The organism is Collinsella sp. LCP21S3_C7, from assembly GCF_052118485.1.
Lineage (GTDB): Bacteria > Actinomycetota > Coriobacteriia > Coriobacteriales > Coriobacteriaceae > Collinsella.
The window spans coordinates 17,798-39,229 of sequence record NZ_JBQKHC010000003.1; the positions used below are offsets into that span (position 1 = coordinate 17,798).

The window sequence follows — 21,432 nt, forward strand, 5'->3', positions numbered from 1 at the left end:
CCTGCGCCCGAGCGTGGCGGCGCGGGCATTTTAGGAGGATGTTCATGGCGAACGACAGCAAGACATGGCGGTGCGGAAAGTACGAGCTCAGCTTTGACCGTCCGCGCATCATGGGCGTCCTCAACGTGACGCCCGATTCGTTTAGCGACGGCGGGGAGCATTTCGACCAGGATGCCGCTATCGAGTACGGCCTGGCGATGCTCGATGCCGGCGCCGACATCATCGACGTGGGCGGCGAGTCCACGTCGACGTGGCGCCCCGGCTTTACCCCGGTCAATCCCGATGAGGAAGCGCGTCGCGTGCTGCCCGTGGTGCGTGCGCTTGCCAAAGAGGGCGCCATCGTCTCGATTGACACGCGTCATGTGGCGGTTGCCAAGGCAGCCGTGCGCTGCGGTGCCTCGATCGTCAACGACGTGACGGGCTTCACCGACCCCAAGATGGTCGAGTTTGTCGCGACGAGCACCTGCGGCGTCATCGTGATGCACGCCGGCGAGGTCGCCGCGCCCGCTCGCACGCATGCAACGGTTCAGCTCGATACCTCTGCCGCGGCGTTTGTTGCCGAGAAGGCGCGCGAGGCGGCTGCCGAGGCCGCGCGCGAGGCCGAGAAGCCCGCCCGCCGTCGTCGCGGCAAGCTGCTGGGCGAGCCCAAGACGGAGGCCAAACTGCCGGGTGGCGTGGTGCAGCCCTCGCTGCCGTTTGGCGATCCGGAGCCAGCGCCCGAGCTAACGGGCGAGCAGAAGCAGGAGACGCCGGCCGCCGAGCAGGTTGCCCCTGCCGCCGAGGCCGCCGCGACCCCTGAGCCCGCGCCGGAGCCCAGCGATCACTTGGCCGCCATGATGCGCCGCAGCGCCCGCCGCGAGGAGGCTTATGTGCCCACCTCGCAGCTCCGCCGCTTTACCCTGCCCGATTCGGCGCCCATCATGCGCCGCGTCATGGGCTTTCTGTCCGATCAGGCACGCGCGCTCATCCACGCCGGCGTGTCACGCGACCGTATCTGCATCGATCCGGGTCCGGGTTTTGGCAAGACGGCCAACGAAGACATCGTCATCCAGCGCGAGACCGCCAAGATGGCGTCGCTGGGCTATCCGCTCATGTGCGCCGTGTCGCGCAAGCGCTTTGTGGGCGCCGTCTCGGGCGTGACCGAGGCCGCCGAGCGCGATGCCGCCACATTTGGCGTGTGCCTGGGCGCTATCCAGGCCGGTGCCAACATCGTGCGCGTGCACGATGTCACCGGCTTTGCGCAGTTCCTGAACGGCTACTGGGCTGTTGCCAAGCCGCAGCCGCGTCGCGCGTTTGTGGCCGTGGGCTCCAACCTGGGGCATCGTTGCGACAACATCCGCGCCGCGCGCGACATGATCGCCGAGATTCCGCTCACCTGTGTGTCCAACTGCTCGCGCATCTACGAGAGCGAGCCGGCCTACGAGACGCGCCAGGACGCGTTTGCCAACGCCGTCATCGAGATCAAGACCGAGCTGGCGCCGCTGGTGCTGCTCGACGAGCTTATGAAGATCGAGGCCGAGCTGGGGCGCGACCGATCCAAGAAGGCCAAGGTCAACGGCCCGCGCACCATCGACCTGGACCTGCTGTGGATGGATGGCGAGACCCATGGCGGCAAAAAGCTGCGCCTGCCGCATCCGCTCATTGGCGAACGCGACTTTGTGCTGGTGCCGCTCGAGGACCTGATGCACGACCCGGCGCGGTTCTTCCGCTTCAACGGCGTCGAGGTCAAGGAGCCCGAGGATCGCGTGGGCCATATCGTGGGCGAATTGGGGCGTATGTAGATGATCGAGATGAATGCTGTTGCCGCCGGTACCGAGCTCGACGCGGCACGTGATGCGGGCCGCGAAGGCGTGTCCGCGGGCTGGTGCGCTTGGAGCGTGGGTGAGGCGTCGTTGACGTTTTCACTGGTCGTGCGCCCGGATGTGAATATGCACGCCTTCCATGGCCTTCCGTTTGTGGCGGCGATGGGAATGATGGACGCGCTCGCGGGAACGGCTGCAGCACCGGGGCTGGGCCTTGCCGGTAAGGTGGGCATTCAGTGGCCGAGCGATATTGTGTGCGGCGCGCCCGCGTTTGAGACGTCGTTTGCACGCGTCGCCGTCAACGGTGGCGCCGGTGCTGCGGGTATGTTCGGTGCCGTGACGGTGGATATTGAGCGCGCGGCGCTGGGCGAACTTGGCGTGGATGTGACCGATGAAGCGCTGGTCGAAGCGCTGACTACCGCCGTGCTGGCCCGCGTGGACGCCTGGGCGGTTGTCGCCAACACGCCGCAGGGCGCCGCCGGCCCGCTGGCTCCCGTGCTGGGCGAGTACTTCGACATGGTGCCGCTGCTGGGCCGCCAGGTTGCGGCGGTGTCGCCCAACGGCTTGCCGCTTGCGGTCGGTGTGTTTGCGGGCCTGGACATCTGGGGTCGCGCGACCATCAAGACCGATGCCGGCGAGCAGGAGTTTCCGCCCGAGGCCGTACGGATTCGCGGGCTGTAACGCGAGATGCCCGCGCTCAAAGATAATGATGACAACAAGACCCTCCTCGGCCTCTGCCGGGGAGGGTCTTTGCGCGACTACAGGGTGGCATCGCGGCCCTATTCCTCAAAACTGAAAAATTTTCGTTTTTGAGGAATAGGATTAAGGCAGCTCGGCCTTTCGCGAGGTATATTCGCTATAGAGCCTATTCCTCAAAACTGAAAAATTTTCGTTTTTGAGGAATAGAGATAAAAGACCGCGAGGAGGCCCCGATGAAACTCATCAATAGAGCGTCATATATGGACACGTTGACGAGTCTTATTGGCGTGCCGGATATCAAGGTCATCACGGGCATCCGCCGCAGCGGTAAATCAAAATTGCTCGAGGCCCTCCGCGATTACGTGGAGGCAAATCTGCCTAATTCGAATGTCATCCATATCAACTACAACCTCGATGAGTTCGAGAACCTGCTCGAGTATCACGCGTTGCTCGCTTATGTAAAAGATCATCGGGTGCCCGGCAAACAAAACTTTCTGCTTATCGATGAGGTTCAGATGTGCGACGGTTTTGAGCGTGCGATCAACAGTCTTCACGCATCCGAGCATTATGACATCTTCATTACCGGATCGAATGCCTTTTTGCTGTCGAGCGATCTGTCGACGCTCTTTACGGGGCGCACGTTCGAGATCGAGGTTTTCCCATTCTCGTTTGAGGAGTATCGTCTCTATGGCGACGAGGGCGAGGTCGACCGTGGCTTCGATGAGTATGCGAGAACCGGCGGTATGTCTGGCTCTTACCCTTATCCACTGCAGGAGCAGCGCTATCAATATCTCTCCAACGTCTTTAAGACGCTCATTGTGAGAGATATCGTGCAACGGCATAACGTGAGAAACGAATCGGCGCTGCTGCGCATTGCCGATTACATGATGGACAACGTTTCCAACATTACGTCGGCACGCAACATTACCGATGCATTAAATGCGGATGGACTAAAGATTACGAACAAGACGGTCGGTGCGTACATGGGGTACCTGTGCGATGCGTTTGCCTTCTATAAAGTTCGCCGATACGACATTCGCGGCAAGAAATACCTTAAGAGCGGCGAGAAGTATTACCTGGCGGACCACGCGTTCAAATACGCGCTGCTCGGTACACGTGATATGGATTGGGGGCGCGTATACGAGAACATAGTGGCAATCGAGCTGCTGCGCCGCGGATACGAGGTATACGTCGGCGTGCTCTATAAAAAGGAAATAGACTTTGTAGCAATCAAGCGAAGCGAGAAGCTCTACATTCAGGTGAGCGACGACATCAGCTCGGATAAGACATTTGAACGCGAGATTTCGCCACTGCTGAGCATTGGCGATGCGTATCCCAAGATGATTCTCTCCCGCACGCATCACGAGGCCACGGATCGAGACGGAGTGCAGATCGTGGACCTGGCGAGGTGGCTGTGCGGCGAGGCTTAGCGTGCTTCGAGCCTATTCCTCAAAACTGAAAATTTTCGTTTTTGAGGAATAGGCTCGAAGCGTTGCCTAGTTCGCCGCTCGCGCTCGTGCTCGACTTAAGCTCCTGCCCTATCCCAGCTCCTGCATGCGGCGGTAGATTTCGCAGATACCCTTAATGGTGAGCTGTCCATCGACCACGTCGAAGGCATCGGTCGAATCGGCGACGATGCCGGCGAGGCCTCCCGTGGCGATAACGGTGGCATCCTCGCGGCCCAGCTCGCGCTTCATGCGCGCGACCAGGCCTTCGGCCATAGCGGCGGTGCCCACCACGGCGCCGACCTTGATGCACTCCTCGGTATCGCGGCCGATGGCGTGCTCGGGCGCCTCGAGCGGCACGCTGGCGAGCTTGGCGGCGCGGGCGGCAAGTGCATCCATGGAGATGCGGATGCCCGGCGCGATCGCTCCACCAATGTAATAACCGTCCTCATCGATGACGTCGATATTGGTTGCGGTGCCAAAGTCCACCACGATTGCCGGCGCGCCGTAGAAAGTCTCAGCCGCAACGGCGTTGGCGACGCGATCGGCACCTACGGCCCGGGGACGCGCCGCGCGCAGCTTGGTCACGGCTGCCGTCTGCGGCCCAATGACGATGACGTCTGCGGCAATGCGGTCGGCCACGGCATGCCATTCGCGCGAGAGCTGCGGCACCACGCCCGCAAAGGCGATAGCGTCGACCGCGTCGAGCGAAAGGCCGTACATCTTAAAAAAACCCATCAGGCGCACATGGATCTCATCTGCGGTATAGGAGCGGTCGGTGGGCATGCGCCACGACTGCACCAGCTCGTCTCCGTCAAACAGGCCCATGGCCGTCTGCGTGTTTCCCATATCGATAGCGAGCAGCATGTCTACTCCCGGTTTCGGCATAAAAGGACGCGCACCATTGTATACGTGCTGTCGACGGCGCTCGGCTGCGATTCGTTTACGGTGATATGGGCTGAGGGGTTTTAAATATGAAGGAATTATGCTCTACGAGAATTTCCTTGCCGTCCACCGAACTCCCGAGTAATATTCCTTCTTGCGCATATGAGGCGCCCAGACATTGCGGGGTGGAGCAGTCTGGTAGCTCGCCGGGCTCATAACCCGGAGGTCGTAGGTTCAAATCCTGCCCCCGCGACCAAGACTTTTAGCAGCTCAGAGGCATTGTTCCTCTGGGCTGTTTTTCTTTGGATACATAGCACGGCGAGCTAGTTGCTGCGCGGGCATTTTGGATCCCCCCGTGTCACTCTCTGCGCCTTGGAGGTCGTTGGTTCGAATCCGGCCTCCACGATCAAAACTCCGGGTCAGACGCAGGAAAGCCTGGCAGCGCGAATAAACGAAAAATACCATCATGCCGAGATGATCGGCATGATGGTACATCTTGGAAGTGATCTCGAGCGTTATCTTTAGGGAGGGTTCGAGATCACTTCCGCTTTCTTTAAATGACGAGCTGAGCGTTACGCAAGATTACTGAATAATTACATTTTCAGTAGTATAAGATGCCTGTGCGTATCGCTGAGCATTGGCAAACTGCGAAGTAGCAAGGCCATACATAATCGCAGCCTGCTCCTTATCGCCTTTCGCATTGGCGCAATCAGCCATAGTGGTGTAATTGCATCCCGTGTGTACCGCCTCAGCAGCCTTATTGTAATACTCCATGGACTCGTCATCCACTGAGCCCTTCTTATACAATTCAGCTCCTGCATTTCTTACCGCAATACGCGCGTCGACTTCTGCGCTCTTATTAGTGGCCTGCATGTTCTTTCCGAGAGTAAGCCTGTAGTAATTAGCTGTACCATAGGGAACGTCTGAACGGAATTTCTTGTCATGACCTCTCAAGACATACATTTCTTGATCAGTTGCATCAAAAATTGTCCTGAAAATTGTCTTGAATTCTATGTCATCTCCTTCTGGAGAGTGGAACTGATAGAAACCACCGAAATCCCAATTTTCCTCACTCCATTTGCCCTCGTCATAGTAACGAATGCTTCCGAGTCCGTTCGCGAGCGTGAGTGGGGTAACGCTGCCGCTCTCGTCTTGCATAACCTTTTCTAGAGTATTGGCTCTTGGAACGCTATCCGGATATGCCTCATATGAATCATTCATCCAGAGCTCATCCTTGAAATGATTCGCTGCAATTAGATAGTCCGTCTCACCGTAGTCACCGGCTTTGCGCACTACATATGCATTATCTTTTTGCTCGATGAGATACGCATTTCCCTTGTTGTCGGAAACGTTGATGTTACCCGTGTGAATCCACTCAGTTTTCGTAAGCATTTTGACTGCTTCGTCTGCCGTATCGCACTTTGTTGCTGTGTACCAATAAGCAAACAAAGTATCGAGGAAGGTGCCTTCCCTATCGATTGTCTTAGCACCTTCGCTTGGCGATGCCGTAGGCCCTCCGGCATAGGTAATAATAAGGCCCTTAGAGTTCATGAATGCATTTCCCTGCAATCCACCTGATGCAATGACTGCATTGCCATGTTTCGGATAAGAAACCATGCTCGAGAACATTGCGGCGGGTGTTGTGCTGACTGCATCAAGATTAGCGGCTCCAAGATGATGACCATCCTGAGTCATACTTCCCCAAGCAGATACATTCATACATGTTTTTGAACGCTCTGGATCATTTGAGCTCTCTGGATCAAAATGCAACATGAGGTCATAGTTAAGAACAGATGAACCCATAACTGCAACTACTGCATCTTCCTTTGAGACTCCTGCCCCCTCAGCTACTCCCGACAAGAAATCAAATACAGATGGATCATCCTCTTCATAATGTTTCAGAATCTTACCCATAGCTTCGTTATATGCGGCATCGTCTGCCTCTGCATAAATTGAAGCCATTACAGCTGTCCAGTTATTTTCTAACTGATCCTTTTGCTGTAAGCCATACTGCTTTCCCATGTCAAACCAAGAGCCATTTACATACACAACTTCTTGCGCATTTCCTGCGTTGACGGTTGCATCGAACTTCCCGTCAAACTCTTCGTTTTCAGAAGTTGATCCGGCATTTGCCAGCGTGCCGTCTGATGACCCACCTTGCGTATTATTTGCAGAACATCCTGGGCCTGCCACCATGCTTAAACATAGGCTGGCGCAACACAATACGCAGGCTATCTTTCTTCTCATAATCTTGTCACCTTCTCTTTCAGAGGTTCCGTGTTGCCGATAACTTGATGGCTAAAGCAGAGGCCCCTCGTTGCCGACAACCTAATGACAAAATTATGTAATTTTCCGATCCGCTTTCACATGAACTGGTCTCGATAAATATGTTCAATCTTAGCCTATACCCTGGTTTAGCGCTTTATGAACCAGGGTTCATAAAGCGCTAAGCTGTATAAACAAAAGGAAGTGGGATTCATATTGATTAGCCCAACGTAATCAACGTTATGAACATCTGATTTTCTGCAGCAACTGCATCCTGTTGCTAACATCGGCCTTCTGGTAAATGTTATGTGTATGAGATTTGACGGTGCCAGTCGAAATAAACAACAGTTCGGATATCTCCTGTGTGCTTTTCTCCTTGAGCAAGAATCCCAGAATCTCTCGCTCTCTGAGACTAAGGCCAATAGATGTCGCATAGGCGTCTATGATTTCTTCCGAAAGCTCTCCTGTCAAGGCTTCATAGCTAATCGGTTTCACTGTGATCTTGTCAACAAGAAAACGCGCCGCAACAACAATAAGATATGCGGCAACAACTATCTGGGAGACGCTTTCGCCAAAATTGCGGCTTCGAATCGCGCCGCTAGTTACTAGGCTTGCAACATCATTATTAAGCCCATAATGTAACCCCGTAAGAATATCCTCAAAGACGGTCATTAATCCAAGGATTCCAACCAGTCGCAAGAACATATCTAACCTTAAAAATATGCTCTTATTCACTGTTTTGCCAAAGGACCTGCTACCGATAAAGGCTAGTACGATAACCAGAAGCTGGAATGGCAACAAATAACAAATATACAAGAATCCTGTACGCACCTTTAACAAAGGGAACATGATGAGCCAGATGAACAATGGCGCTTCCACCAATGTCAATATCCACGTTTTTGACCCTCCAACAGCCCCCTTGAATAAATGACATATGAGAAAGGCGCAGGCGAAATATAATAGCGACTTGATTACTACGGGCACCGAAAAAAAATTATGGAAGTAATAATAAAGGGGCGAACTTATTTCGTATCCTCGAACTATTAGCTCAATCAAGTACTGGCTTAGCATAAACAGAGCGATATACAGATATTCCTTCTTTTGACCTCCGATATAGAGGATTAAATAAAGGGCTGCACAGATTACACAGCCAGATTTTATTAATAAACTTAAAACAGCAGACAGTACCAGCATCAGGACCCACCACCCTTTTCCTTTTATAGCGCGCAGTGCCCTATTTAATTCATATCATTTGTCCGCAATCCGTCTTCTGGATCTCCTTGCTCTGCTTCTAGTAAGCAAGTCTTTTCCCGCAACCTCTTCAGCATCCTTTCAATAGTACGTCATATAATACCAGTTGCAGCGTTCGCATCATTCGCTATGAATATCGCCGCCGTGCCCAGTAGCCTTCAGGCGTCCCGAAGGCCGGTGCGTCGCCGCTGACGGGCACGATGCGCTTTTTCACGAGTCTAAAGATGCATAATCTACGGACTTTTCTCTCTCTTGTCATACTTTTGAAAGTGTTCGTAAGAGGCTGCCGATCCATTGGAGGCGTAGAGAGTCCAGGTGATGCGCGGACTCATCCCATCGAGCGGGCGGGTGGAGTCTGGCATTCCAGGCAGGATGAGCGTCGTCGGGGTGATCTTGCCTAAAGATATTGGACTGTTTATAGGACTAAACATAAGAAAACTCGATTATCAGGGGCGGGTGCCATAAGGCACACCGCCCCCCTTTGTGCGTATGGCGCCAGGACCATGCGCTCGAAAGCGTTGCCCAAACGCATGGTTCATCCGCACAAAGCCCATGGTCGCTATGGGCAAACATCGGTGCGCCTGCACATGGTTTTGAGCCTGTTCTCGAGCGAAAGTATGGCTGTCGATACGCATGCAATTCGCATGAACCCGGGCTCGTCCGAGAGCCCTATAAAGGAGGATTCGCATGAAACAGTTAGAGACCGACGTCGTTGTCGTCGCCGCTGGTCTGAGCGGCCTTGCCGCGGCGGTCGCTGCAGCCGAGGCGGGCGCTCGCGTCATCGCGCGGCGACCACGATGACCAAGCGCATGACCGAGCGTGCCCAGGACCTGGGTGTCGAGTTTATGTTTGAGTGCCCGGGCACCGGCCTTATCAAGGGCGAGGACGGCGCCATCTGCGGCGTGACCGCCAAGGACAAGGACGGCGAGGAGTACCAGATCTCGTGCAAGTCCGCGATTGTCGCCACGGGCGGTTTTGGCCACAACGCCAAGCTCATCAAGGAGAAGCTCGACTTTGAGTGGGGTAAAGACCTGTTCTCGTTTGCCATTCCGGGCATGGACGGCGATGGCATCAACTTAGGTTGTTTAAAAAGGTGAGTGTGGCGGTCGTTTCCTCGAACGGGGACGGTGTTGTTGGGGCTGTCTCAATCTGTAACAGGTTGGTCCGATTTTGGTCTGTAGATGTTACAGATTGAGATTTCCGGCGAGCGGGGCTCCGTTTGTCTCGATCTGTAACACGAGGGACGGATTTTGCCGAGTTGTTGTTACAGATTGAGATATTCGGACGGACAGTTGCCGTTTGTCTTGATCTGTAACAGGTAGGGGTCAAAAGTGGGTCTAGCTGTTACAGATTTAGATTGTTGAGGATGGGTCGAGAGGAATATCTCGATCTGTAACAGTAAGACCCGGTTTTGCTGGGTAGCTGTTACAGATTGAGACAAACCGACGGGCCGCCCTGCCCCATCCGCCTGCCGCTGCCTGCTATCCGCCGATTTTCGTTGTGCCGCTGTACCCCCATGGCATATCCTCTAAACAACTACGCGGCACCATCGCCGCCGCGTCTACAAGAGAGGAATGTCCATGACCGCACCTGCGTCCAAGCTGCTCCAGCCCATTACGGTTGGCCCCCTTGAGCTCAAGAACCGCATTATGTTCCCGCCGCTGACCACCGGCTATGAGGAGCGCGACGGTTCCATCGGCGAGCGCAGCCTGGCTTTTTACGAGCGTCTGGCCCGTGGCGGCGTGGGCTACATCGTCATCGGCGACGTCGCTCCCGTCATGACCGCAAGCCCCACGCCCAAGCTGGCAACCGACGCCCAGATCCCCACGTTTAAGGCACTGGCCGACGCCGTCCACAAACACGGTGCCAAGGTCGCGCTGCAGCTGTTCCACCCCGAGTACGATGTGCCCGGTGTCGGCCGCATGGTCATGGGCTCCATGGCTGCGGCCAAAGCCGCGCAGGAGGCCAAGGCCGCCGGCGACGAGGAGACCTTTGCCGCCAAGATGGCCGAGTCCAACGAGATCCGCAAGCAGGCATATGCCAAGCTGCACCACGACATGCAGCACTTTGTGAACGAGGCGAGCGTAGAGCAGCTCGCCCAGATCAAGGAGGCCATCGCTGCCTCGGCCGCTCGCGCGCAGCAGGCCGGCATCGACGCCATCGAGGTCCACGGCGACCGCCTGGTGGGTTCGCTGTGCTCCGCGATCCTCAACAAGCGCACCGACGAGTACGGTGGCTCGTTTGAGAACCGCGTTCGCTACGCGCTGGAGGTCGTCGCTGCCATCAAGGAAGCCGCGCCGCAGCTGATGGTGGAGTATAAGCTCCCCGTGATTATGGAGAACCCCGACGGCACGCCGCGTGGCAAGGGCGGCCTGCAGCCCGACGAGGCCTGCGAGTTTGCCAAGCTGCTCGAGGGCGCGGGCATCGATATGATCCAGGTTGCACAGGCCAACCACACCGGCAATATGGGCGATACCATTCCGCCCATGGGCGCCATGCCTTACAACTGGACGCTGCCCGTGGCCGAGCGCGTCAAGGCCCTGGTCTCCGTGCCGGTAGCAACTGTGGGCCGTGTTGTCTCGGTCGAGGCTGGCGAGAAGATTCTGGAAGACGGCGCGGCCGATATCATCGCCTATGGCCGCTCGCTCATGTGCGACCCCGACATTGCGCTAAAGGCCGCCACGGGCGAGCCCATCCGCGAGTGCCTCAACTGCAACAAGGGCTGCGTCGATGCGATTCAAAACCGCAGGTACATCTCGTGTGTGCTCAATGCCGAGAACGGCGACGAGGCTACCATCGCCATTAAGCCGGGCGAGGGCGACAAGAAGATCGCCGTTGTGGGCGGCGGTATTGCCGGTCTGGAGGCCGCGCGCGTGGCGGCCAAGCGCGGCTACGACGTGACCGTCTACGAGGCGAGCGATCATCTGGGCGGCCAGATTGTGCTGGCGGCCGCGCCTCCGCGCAAGGACGAAATCATGCGCTCGGTCGAGTATTACGAGAAGATTCTGCCCGGCCTGGGCGTGAAGGTTGAGCTCAACCACGTCGCTACCACTGAGGACCTCAACGCCGCCGACGCCGCGATTGTGGCTGTGGGCGCGCACGACGTGGTCATCCCCGTTCCGGGTGCCGATTCTAAGAAGGTCGTCTCGAGCTGGGACGTGCTGGCCGGCAAGGTGGAGCTTACGGGCCGCGTCGCCGTCATTGGCGGTGGCCTGGTGGGCACCGAGACTGCCGAGTACCTGCTGCAGCACGGCTGCGAAGTGGCGATCGTGGAGATGCTCGACAAGATTGCCGCGGGCGAGTCCGAGACCATTCTGCCACTGATTATGAGCGACTTTGCAGAGCACAACGCGGAGCAGCACGTGAAGACCCGTCTGACCGCCATTACCGATGAGGGCGTGGAGGCCATTCGCACTGCCGATGACGGCGCCGAGGAGCCGGTGAAGATCGCCTGCGATTACGTGGTGATGGCCGTCGGTTCCAAGGCCAACGCGTTTGACTTGGATGGCGTTACGGTGCCCGTGACCTGTGTGGGCGACTGCTCGGGCGAGCGCACCGCCGACATTGCGAACGCCATTCGCACGGCATATCACGCGGCCAACGAGCTGTAGTTGAACATCGCGGCCAGGCGGGGCGGTAGCACGGATCTGTCTCGCCCGGCCGCGTCCCATCGGGTGTCAATCGGGGCGGGGCCTGCAAGCGCAGCAGGTCCCGCCCTTTTTGTTTTGCCCCGGTGGACGGCAATGCGCGCTAATCATGGGGAGTGAGGCGTCTACTGCCTTGCAGGCTGCTCAAAATTATTGGAGGAGGGGTTAATAATCATATCCTCTATTCCAAAGGATATAAAGAGATGCCAATGTTGCTGGCAAGCGAATGACGATTAGCTGCGAGCTAGTTACCAGCGTAAATAATCAATAAAGAAATGTCGTAAATTGGTGTCAAATTCCCAGATAGCGCCGCGTCTATTTTAATTAACTGCTTTGAGCAAACAGTAAAATGCTACTATCTAACTTGCACGTAAGAAAGCAATTTAACGTTTAAGGCTAAGAAGTAGAAGTGGCAGGTATGTCAGAAACAACAAGGACTCGCACGCATGCGCCCGAGATTAGGCAGCGCGCTGTCGAGATCCTCCAAGAAGGGGTCGGCCATCGCGCGCTCGCCGCAGAGCTTGGCATCCCCCAGGCCACAGCCCGTCAGTGGGCCCGTGCGTATGCCGTGGGCGGCGCCGACGCCGTTCTCAATGCGGGCTCTCATCACCACACATATTCGTTTGACGTTAAGCTTGCCGTGGTTAAGGACCGCTTGGAACATGGTCTGACGGTGCGTGAGGTCATGGTCAAGCACAAGATCCCCAGCGAGTCTTCGGTTAAAGCTTGGTGCCGACAGTATCGCGACGGTGGCGAGGCCGCCTTGGTCGATAAGCCGCGGGGTCGCAAACCGCGCGTTAAAAAGGCGGAATAGCGAACGGGATGGTGCGTCCGCAGGGGCGCATTTTTCTTGCCGCGCCAACTTTTTGGACCGCCGCGAGTCTATCGGGACATCCTTCAAAGTGGTCAATAAACCGCGCGCAGTGGCCCGTGCGCCCGCCGCTACGAGAGGGGGAGCGTTACCTCTCTACTCCAAAGCGGACATGTCCTTACCCCATACGCCTAAAACTCCCCAGTTGACCGAAAACCTGCCGCCTGAACTCCCAATTTGAGCTATAACGTTAAATAATTGCAGCGTTTTTGCATGGGGGAGTGATGGTATGACGCTACTGTATTTCCTTACCCTGTTTCCGCTGGTACCGGCGATGGGCATGCTGCTCGCGCGCAGTGACCGAGCCCGCGATGCGGTAGGGCTTGTAGGCTCCGGCATTATTATGGCGGTGACCGTTGTAGTTGCCGTCTTATTTTTTGGCACGGGTCCGCAGGGCTTTGAGGTTGCCCCCGGCACCTCGCATGTGCTCTCGATCATCAGCTCCGTCATCGACGTAATTCTGTGCGCCGTCATCCTGTACAACGCGTTCAAATATAGGAACGCGCTTACCGGTGTGCTCGGCGTGGTGCAGCTGGTGGGTTCGGTTGCCTTCGCTGCCATGACGCTGCCCACGGCCGAGGTCGTCACCGCCACGCCGCTCTACCTGGACTATATGAGCGTGATCATGGTGCTCGCCGTTGGCATTGTCGGCACCCTGATCTGCGTGTATGCCCTGGGCTACATGAAGGACTTCCAGGCGCACGATGAGCACGAGGCCGCGCTGCGTGGGCAGACCGCGCCCGACCGACGCCCGCAGTTCCTGGCGCTTATGTTCCTGTTCCTTTCGGCCATGTTCGTCATCGTGACGAGCGACAACCTGGAGTGGCTGTTCTGCGGCTGGGAAATCACCACCGTGTGCTCGTTTCTTATGATTGGCTATACGCGCACGCCCGAGGCTATCAAAAACGCCTTTACCCAGATCATCCTCAACATGCTGGGCGGCATCGCGTTTTTGGCGGGCCTTATGTTCCTGCACGTCAACGGCGTGCCGCTGACCATTTCGGGCATGATCGAGCTTTCCGGCGCCGGAACCGCGCAATCCGCGCTGCTGGTGCTGCCGGTCGTCTTGCTGTCGATCGCCGCGCTTACCAAGGCCGCACAGATGCCGTTCCACACCTGGCTGCTCGGCGCCATGGTCGCCCCCACGCCCACGAGCGCCCTGCTGCACTCGTCCACCATGGTCAAGGCCGGCGTGTTTTTGATGGTCAAGCTGAGCCCGCTGTACGCCACCTATCCCGTGACCGGCTTTATGGTCACGAGCGTGGGCGCCATCACGTTTTTGCTCGCCGCCCTTATGGCCGTCTCGCAGAGCAATGCCAAGCGTGTGCTCGCGTACTCCACCATTTCCAACCTGGGCCTCATCAGTGCCTGCCTGGGTGTCGGCGCGCCCGAGGCCGTGTGGGCCGCCATCTTCTTGATCTTGTTCCATACGGTGGCAAAGTCGCTGCTGTTCCTGTGCGTGGGCACGGCCGAGCATCATATCGGCAGCCGCAATATCGAGGACATGGACGGCATGTTCAGCCGCATGCCGCACCTGACGCGCCTGATGATGCTGGGCATCATGGGCATGTTCGTGGCGCCGTTTGGCATGCTCGTGTCTAAGTGGGGCGCCCTGGTGGCGTTTGCGCAGACCGGCAATGTGCTCATGATCATGGTGCTGGCCTTTGGCTCGGCCGCGACGTTCTTCTTCTGGGGCAAGTGGCTCGCCAAGCTCTCGGGCGTGGATTCTACGGCCGAAAACGTGGAGGGCAATGTCCATAAGACCGAATGGATAGCGCTCAACACTATCGCCGCGCTGCTGATTCTGTGCTGTGTAGCGTTCCCGATTATCTCGAGCGGTCTGGTGTCGCCTTACTTGGCCATGGTGTTTGGCCGCGTGCCGTATGTTATTGGCAAGGATGCCATGTATCTAATGGTGGTTATCGTGGCTTTTATCGCCGTGGTGCTGCTAACTTCATTCCGCGTGAGCGACAAACCGCACGTAAACGTATATCTTTCGGGTGTGGGAACCGACAATTACCGTCATTTCCGCGGCTCGATGGGACACGAGGTGAAGGCCGAAAAGCGCAATTGGTACCTGGAGGATGCCCTTGGCGAGAATCGCATTGGCCCCGCGGGCAGCATCGTGTGCTGCAGCATCATTCTGTTCGCGCTGCTATGCTGCGTATGGATTGGTCCCGATACGCTCGCCATGGGCGAGCCCTCGGTGCTGCGCGGCAAGTATTTCGAAGGCTCGGGCGTCGTGGGCATCTTTATAGGCACCGTGGCGTTTGCCCTGCTGGCGCCTTTGGTTGGTGGTCTGATCGACGGCATCGACCGCAAGCTGTCCGCCCGCATGCAGGGCCGCGTGGGACCGCGTCTGCTGCAACCGTTCTACGATGTAGCCAAGCTCCTGCGCAAAGCCCCTGCCAGCGTAAACACCGTGGACGATACCTACATGGCGTGCGCGCTCATCTTTACCGTGGTGGGCGGCGGCATCTTTGTGTCGGGTTCCAACACACTGTTATGCGCCTTTATGGTTACCCTCGCTGCGATCTTTGTGGTGCTGGCGTCCGCCTCGACGCAAAGCCCGTTTGCCCAGGTCGGAGCCGACCGCGAGCTGCTGCAGGTCATGAGTTACGAGCCCGCCGTTTTGCTGATGAGTGTGGGCCTGTACCTTGCCACCGACAGCTTCGATTCCATCGCCGTGACGGGGCAGTCGGCCCCCATCATCGTGTACAGCGCGCCCATTTTCCTCGCGCTGCTCGCGGTGCTTACCATCAAACTGCGCAAGTCGCCGTTCGATCTTTCGTACTCGCATCACGCGCATCAGGAGATCGTCCAGGGCGTCGCCACCGAGATGAGCGGCGGCACGCTGGCCAAGATGACCCTTATGCACTGGTGCGAGACCGTGCTGTTTTTGATGTGGGTGGGCATGTTCTTTGTTTGGGACAACCCGGTGAGCTGGGTCGTCGCCCTGGTCGTTATGGTCATGACGTATTTTGCCGAGGTACTGATCGATAACACCTTCGCCCGTAGCACCTGGCGCAGCTGCTTTAAGCTCGGCTGGGGTGTGGCGCTGGTGTTTGGCCTGCTCAACCTTATGCCCATCCTCGTCGACGTGTTTATTTAGGAGGCGGCATCCATGGATCATAAAATGTCGCGTTCGCCGTGGGTTATTCATTACGACGGTTCGAGCTGCAACGGATGCGATATCGAGGTGCTGGCCTCGCTCACGCCGCTGTTCGATGCGGAGCGCTTTGGCGTAGTCAACACCGGCAACCCCAAACATGCGGACATCTTTTTGGTGACGGGGTCGGTCAACGCCCAGAACTTGCCCGTCGTGCGCCAGATCTACAACCAGATGCTCGAGCCCAAGTGCGTGGTGGCGTGCGGCATCTGCGCGTGCTCGGGCGGCGTGTTCCGCGATGCGTACAACGTGATCGGTGGCGTGGACCGCGCGATTCCCGTGGATGTGTACGCGCCAGGATGCGCCATTCGTCCCGAGACGGTGATCGACGCCATCGTGGAGGCGTGCGGCATCCTGGACCAGAAGGAGGCCGTGATGCGCGCCGGCGGCGACCCGCTTACCGTGGGCGGTGCCGCTACCTGGGATGGTGGTGTTGAGCTGGGCGAGGACGGATTTGTGGCCCCGGCTGAGGCCGGCGACGCGCCCGCCGCTGGCGACGCACCTGCTGGGACGCCCGCCGCGTCCGCCGCTGCAAGGGGGGCCGAGTAATGCAAAAGGCAATCTATACCACCGTCGAGCTCGATGCGCTGCTGTCGCATGTCCAGGCGCTCAAGGGTGCCGGTGCCCGCTTTGTACAGATGCACGCCGAGCGCAATGTGGACGACGGCACGTATCGCTTGGTCTATACGTTCATTAACGTTCGTGCTGCCCAGGAGCAGATTGCGCAGGACGGCAGTTATGCGATTGAGAACCTGGTAGTCGATGGTATCGACCAGTACCAGGAGATTCCATCCATCAGCTCGTACTACCCTGCGGTGTTCCCGTTTGAAAATGAGGCACACGACCTGTTTGGGCTTGCCATTACCGACATGCAGATTGACTTTAAGGGCTTTTTCTACCAGGTCTCGACTGCCGAGCCCATGAGCGTCATCACGCCCGAGGTTAAGGCTGCGCGCGAGAAGGCCATGAAGGTCCGTGCCGCTGCCGAGGCCAAGGCGCGCAAGGCTGCGGCCGAGAAGGCCGCCGCTGCCGCGGCCGCTGCGGGGGAGGGCGCTGGCGATGCTGCGGGCGCTGCCGTCGCTCAGCCCGCTGCGGCTGCCGGCTCCGATGCTCAGCATGACGAGGCTGCCGCCAAGGCCGCGCTCAAGGCTGCCGAGATGGAGGCAAAGCTCGCCGCCATGGATCCCGAGAAAGCGGCCAAGGTTCGCGCGGCGCTTGCCGCCAAAGCCGCCCGCGATAAGCAGAAAAAGGAGGCGTAAGGTCCATGGCACATCGCTCCGTTATTCCGTTTGGCCCGCAGCACCCGGTGCTGCCCGAGCCGCTTCACCTGGACCTGGTGCTCGAGGACGACCGCGTTATCGAGGCTATTCCTCAGATCGGCTTTGTGCACCGCGGACTCGAGAAGCTCACCGAAAAGCGTGACATGCACCAGTTTGGCTACATCGCCGAGCGCATCTGCGGCATTTGCGCCGTGGGTCACAGCTGCGGCTATGCCAGCGCCTGCGAGCGCATGCTCGATATCGAGGTGCCTGGCCGCGTGCAGTATATCCGTACCATTTTGCACGAGCTTTCGCGCATTCACTCGCACCTGCTGTGGCTGGGCCTGCTCGCCGATGCCTTTGGCTTCGAGGCGCTGTTCTATCGTTCGTGGACCCTGCGCGAGCAGATTCTCAAGATCTTTGAGAGCACGTGTGGCGGTCGCGTGATTCTGTCGATTAACGAGATCGGCGGCCTTAAGCATGACATTGAGGACTCCGAGCTGGCGGGCATTGTCCAGACGCTCGATGCCATGCGCCCCGACTACGAGGCCCTGGTGCATACGTTTTTGGACGACAACAGCTGCGGCGAGCGCCTGCATGGCGTGGGCGTGATCAGCAAGAAAGACGCGCTGGAGCTTTCGATGGTCGGTCCGTTTGGGCGCGCCTCGGGCGTGGACTACGACGTGCGCATGTTTGGCGACGGTGCCTATGCGGACCTGGCTGCGTTTGAGCCCATCGTTGCCACCGATGGCGACTGCTATGCCCGCTGCCAGGTGCGCTGTGCCGAGGTCACGCAGGCCATGGACATCATTAAGGAGCTTGTGGGAAAGATTCCGCACGACGGCATCGGCGGGCGCACCAAGCTTACGCCGGCCGATGGCGCACGCGGCGAGGTTGTGATTGAGCAACCGCGCGGCGAGGCGTACTACTATGTGCGCGGTAACGGCACCAAGAATTTGGACCGTTTCCGCGTGCGCACGCCGACGTCGCAAAACCTGGCGGGCCTGACGCATGCACTGCAGGGCGTGCTCATTGCCAACGTGCCCATGATTATCCTGACCATCGACCCCTGCATTAGTTGCACGGAAAGGTAGGCGCGGCATGAGTTTGATGACATTTGCCAAGACGGCCTTGGGCTCTATGGTCAAGCAGCCGGTCACGGTGTGCTATCCGCAGGAGAAGCTGGCGGCGCCCGAGCGCCTGCGCGGGCATATCATCAACGATATGGACGTGTGCATCTGCTGCGGTATGTGCGCGCGTCGCTGCCCGGCGGGCGCGCTTGCGGTCGATCGCAAGGGTGGTACCTGGTCGATCGACCCGTACGCCTGCGTGGTGTGTGGCGAGTGCATCGAGAGCTGCCCCAAGCACTGCCTGACTATGGACACCGCCCGTACTCCGGTTGCGGCGAACAAGACTCCCACGGTAGAAACCAAGCCGGAGTAGCACTGGAATAGAGCTGGAATAGGGGCCGGTGGGGCAAAAATGCCCCGCCGGCCCCGCGCGTGAACGCGCGGCTAAGCCTCTGCGAACAAAAACTATGCCGGATTACGGGGCTGAATTGCGAATCCCCAACCATATCGAAAACCACGAAGATAAAACCGCAGGTAGACAGCTCGCTTTTTTCAAAAATAGAGGGTATGGATGAGGGCCCCGACTTTAGCTCCGTAATCTGGCATAGTTTTGAAATGCCACCATATCAGTAACAGCGCTTGATCTCCCGCGGACGAAGGAAAACGGATCATTTTGGCCTTGCGAGGGCTGCCGCGCGACCCGTCTGCCACGAAATGGGCCCATCTACTACGTTTAAGCCGCTACCCTCAACCATGCCAAAAAGCGCGAAAACGAAACCGCAGGTAGAACGCCTGCGGTTTTTCATGAAACGCGGTTGTGGTCAGGGGTGCAGGACTAAACGTAGTAGATGGGCCGATTTCGTGGCGGGCGCCGTCAGCCGATCTCCGCGGGCGGAAGAAAACGGATCACTTTGGTCCTGCGAGGCTTGCGGAGGCATTCGTGCAGGGGCGCCCGAACAAAACTATGTCGGTTTACTACGATAAATTCGACATCCCCGACCATGACTGCATTTTTCCAAATATTGCAAGCGTTCTACCTGCGGTTTTGCAAGCTCGCAATTTGCTGTGGTTGAAGGTGGGCGATTCATCGTAGTAAACTGGCATCGTTTTGAAATGGCATTAAACCGGTAGCAGACATTTTGTTATGTCGGGGCGGTCGGTCTTCGGGCAACTACCCTCGCAGGTAGGCGATGGCGATTTGGGTGCGGTTGCGCAGGCCCATTTTGGCCAGGATTGAGCTGATGTGGTTTCGCACGGTGCCTTCGCCCATATAGGCGGTGGCCGCAATCTCCTTGTTATCGAGGCCGCGGGCAATGAGCTCGGCGACCTCGAACTCGCGGTCGGTCAGGCTGACGAAGGCCGCGGGCCGGCGGGTCGTGCCCACCTCGACGCCCGCCCCATCAAAGTCGACATCCTCGATTGCCTTGCCCTCGAGCACGCGTTTGCCGTCCATGACCTGGGCCAACGCCGGCGGGATGGCAGCGACATCGGTTTTGATCAGGTAGCCGCGGGCACCCAGTTTGAGCGCCGACACAATGTACTCGTCATCCGAGAATGTCGTCAGAAACACCACGCGCGCCGCAGGGTCGCGCTCAAGGATCTCGCGGGCCGCCGAAAGCCCGTCGCGCCCCGGCATCTGAATGTCGAGCAGCGCGATATCGGGTGCGTGTTCGGCATAAAGAGCCACTGCGTCGTTGCCGTCGGCGCCGGTACCCACCACCTCGATCTGCGGCTGGGCGCCCAGGATTATCTTGAGCGAATCGACCACCAAGCGGTCGTCGTCGACAACGATGAGCCTCATCGGCCCTCATCTCCTTGCTGTTTGGGAACGGTGGCAAACACACGCCAGCCGCCGGCGCCGGCGTGCGGGCCGGCGGTGAAGGTGCCGCCAAGCGCCTCGACGCGCTCGCGCATGGAGCCGAGCCCCATGCCCTCTGCGGTGCCGCGGCTGCTTGATTGGACCCCGCCCGCGCCATCGTCGGTAACGATGAGCTGGTAAAACGACGGATGCTCCATGCATCGTACGGTGACAGTATGGGCGCAAGCATGGCGTATGGCGTTGGAAAGCGCCTCGCGCAGGACCGCCGCAAAGCAGTTGGCGACATTTGCGGGCGCATGCTCGGCCAAAACCTCAAGTTCAATCTGCGGCCCGCCATCTGAGCGCGCGCCCTCCACGATGCGCTCGAGCTGTACGGAGAGATTCGCCGCGTTGTCGTTGAGCGCGTGGACGCTCGAGCGCACGAGCTGAAGCGCTTCGTCCACGGTGCGCTTGACGTCAGCGAAGTCGGCGGCGACGCCGGGCTCGTTGGCGTGGACCACGCGTAGGGCCTCGGTTTGCAGCGAGGCGCGCGTGAGCTGGTGCCCCACGTTATCGTGGATCTCGCGTGCGATGCGGGCGCGCTCGGCGAGCGTTGCGAGCTCGACCTCGTAGTCCTGGCGGTCGGCAAGGTCGCGGTTGCGCGCCTCGAGCGCGAGGGCTCGCTCCTGCAGCTCGTCGCGGGTGCGACGCATGCGCTCCTGCTCGCGCTCCAGCTGAGCGGTGCGCAGAGACAGCAAGGTGGCGGCGACTGAAAGGATGGCGGTCAACAGCAGCGCACGGGTGGGAAGCGCGCCGGCGTGGGCATATGCGACGAGTGCGCAGACAAAGATGGCGCCGGCGCCCAGTGCGACCCAAACGTGTTCACGGCGCACGTATCGCGCGATGTCATAGAGGGCGAGGGGCGCAAACGGCACAAACGACGGCACAAAGACGGTCACCATAATGTAAGCGTAGCTCGCGGCCTCACCGGCGCGGCGGGCACGTTCGCCTTGCGCAATTTCCGTAAGCGAGGCGACTGCGACGCCAAGACAAAACGCCGCGACCAAGCAAGCATCCACAGCAAGGCCCAGAGCGGCCGCGATACAGCACGCCAGCACGATCGATTTGTCGAATAGCCTGTTCATACGGGTATTGTACGCGATGGTGCGCGCGACGATTGCTCAGGTGCCGCAACCGTGACATTCCTCCCGCCCGCCCCCGCCGCACTCGTGACAAAGCTCACTGGTGCGCGCCGGCGGCTCCTGCGATGA

The 21,432-nt window shown here is 58.5% G+C and carries 16 protein-coding genes and 1 tRNA gene; 12 read left to right on the forward strand and 5 right to left on the reverse strand.

All coding sequences use genetic code 11. The features are described from left to right. The first annotated feature begins 44 nt into the window (after nt 1–44). From folK to ACTQ1E_RS02270, 3 genes are all read left to right on the forward strand, one after another. On the forward strand, nt 45–1,781 hold the full coding sequence (gene folK / locus ACTQ1E_RS02260; RefSeq protein ID WP_441564515.1) for a 2-amino-4-hydroxy-6-hydroxymethyldihydropteridine diphosphokinase: 1,737 nt from the start codon (nt 45–47) through the stop codon (nt 1,779–1,781). Continuing rightward, nucleotides 1,782–2,483 (forward strand): hypothetical protein, encoded by a 702-nt coding sequence (locus ACTQ1E_RS02265; protein ID WP_441564517.1) that lies wholly within the window; start codon nt 1,782–1,784, stop codon nt 2,481–2,483. A 251-nt stretch (nt 2,484–2,734) separates the two neighbouring features. After that, on the forward strand, nt 2,735–3,931 hold the full coding sequence (locus ACTQ1E_RS02270) for an ATP-binding protein (RefSeq protein WP_441564519.1): 1,197 nt from the start codon (nt 2,735–2,737) through the stop codon (nt 3,929–3,931). A gap of 108 nt (nt 3,932–4,039) precedes the next feature. Here the strand turns inward: ACTQ1E_RS02270 and ACTQ1E_RS02275 are convergent, their stop codons facing one another. Continuing rightward, nucleotides 4,040–4,813, reverse strand: coding sequence for a type III pantothenate kinase (locus tag ACTQ1E_RS02275; protein WP_441048738.1), 774 nt, complete (start codon nt 4,811–4,813; stop codon nt 4,040–4,042). 197 nt (nt 4,814–5,010) lie between these two features. Between ACTQ1E_RS02275 and ACTQ1E_RS02280 the strand changes: the two genes are divergently transcribed. Then, nucleotides 5,011–5,087: transfer RNA gene (locus ACTQ1E_RS02280), tRNA-Met, on the forward strand. A 326-nt stretch (nt 5,088–5,413) separates the two neighbouring features. On the opposite strand, the gene ACTQ1E_RS02285 is transcribed toward ACTQ1E_RS02280, so the two are convergent. After that, on the reverse strand, nt 5,414–7,078 hold the full coding sequence (locus ACTQ1E_RS02285) for a C45 family autoproteolytic acyltransferase/hydolase (protein WP_441564521.1): 1,665 nt from the start codon (nt 7,076–7,078) through the stop codon (nt 5,414–5,416). A 258-nt stretch (nt 7,079–7,336) separates the two neighbouring features. Then, nucleotides 7,337–8,290 (reverse strand): helix-turn-helix transcriptional regulator, encoded by a 954-nt coding sequence (locus ACTQ1E_RS02290; protein ID WP_441564523.1) that lies wholly within the window; start codon nt 8,288–8,290, stop codon nt 7,337–7,339. 854 nt (nt 8,291–9,144) lie between these two features. Between ACTQ1E_RS02290 and ACTQ1E_RS02295 the strand changes: the two genes are divergently transcribed. From ACTQ1E_RS02295 to ACTQ1E_RS02330, 8 genes are all read left to right on the forward strand, one after another. Beyond that, nucleotides 9,145–9,444 carry an FAD-binding protein gene (locus ACTQ1E_RS02295; RefSeq protein WP_441015290.1) on the forward strand — a complete coding sequence of 100 codons (300 nt, stop codon included), beginning with the start codon at nt 9,145–9,147 and terminating at the stop codon, nt 9,442–9,444. A gap of 483 nt (nt 9,445–9,927) precedes the next feature. Continuing rightward, nucleotides 9,928–11,958 carry a bilirubin reductase, long form gene (gene bilR / locus ACTQ1E_RS02300; RefSeq protein WP_441564526.1) on the forward strand — a complete coding sequence of 677 codons (2,031 nt, stop codon included), beginning with the start codon at nt 9,928–9,930 and terminating at the stop codon, nt 11,956–11,958. A 454-nt stretch (nt 11,959–12,412) separates the two neighbouring features. Then, a complete protein-coding gene (locus tag ACTQ1E_RS02305) occupies nt 12,413–12,808 on the forward strand; it encodes a helix-turn-helix domain-containing protein (RefSeq protein ID WP_229770663.1) in 396 nt (131 codons plus the stop codon). A gap of 286 nt (nt 12,809–13,094) precedes the next feature. Continuing rightward, a complete protein-coding gene (locus tag ACTQ1E_RS02310) occupies nt 13,095–15,977 on the forward strand; it encodes a proton-conducting transporter transmembrane domain-containing protein (RefSeq protein ID WP_441564528.1) in 2,883 nt (960 codons plus the stop codon). Nucleotides 15,978–15,989: 12 nt separating this feature from the next. Next, nucleotides 15,990–16,583 (forward strand): NADH-quinone oxidoreductase subunit B family protein, encoded by a 594-nt coding sequence (locus tag ACTQ1E_RS02315; RefSeq protein ID WP_154516632.1) that lies wholly within the window; start codon nt 15,990–15,992, stop codon nt 16,581–16,583. Further along, a complete protein-coding gene (locus ACTQ1E_RS02320) occupies nt 16,583–17,293 on the forward strand; it encodes an NADH-quinone oxidoreductase subunit C (protein ID WP_441564530.1) in 711 nt (236 codons plus the stop codon). The genes ACTQ1E_RS02315 and ACTQ1E_RS02320 overlap by 1 nt, the downstream gene beginning before the upstream one ends. 5 nt (nt 17,294–17,298) lie before the next feature. Further along, nucleotides 17,299–18,387, forward strand: coding sequence for a hydrogenase large subunit (locus ACTQ1E_RS02325; RefSeq protein ID WP_441564532.1), 1,089 nt, complete (start codon nt 17,299–17,301; stop codon nt 18,385–18,387). Nucleotides 18,388–18,394: 7 nt separating this feature from the next. After that, nucleotides 18,395–18,736: a 4Fe-4S dicluster domain-containing protein gene (locus ACTQ1E_RS02330; protein WP_441564534.1), complete on the forward strand. Its 342-nt coding sequence runs from the start codon at nt 18,395–18,397 to the stop codon at nt 18,734–18,736. Nucleotides 18,737–19,534: 798 nt separating this feature from the next. On the opposite strand, the gene ACTQ1E_RS02335 is transcribed toward ACTQ1E_RS02330, so the two are convergent. Continuing rightward, nucleotides 19,535–20,164: a response regulator gene (locus ACTQ1E_RS02335; RefSeq protein WP_441546898.1), complete on the reverse strand. Its 630-nt coding sequence runs from the start codon at nt 20,162–20,164 to the stop codon at nt 19,535–19,537. Further along, nucleotides 20,161–21,306, reverse strand: a complete 1,146-nt coding sequence (locus ACTQ1E_RS02340; protein ID WP_441564536.1) for a sensor histidine kinase — start codon at nt 21,304–21,306, stop codon at nt 20,161–20,163. Before ACTQ1E_RS02340 ends, ACTQ1E_RS02335 begins: the two co-directional genes overlap by 4 nt. Nucleotides 21,307–21,432 lie beyond the last annotated feature (126 nt).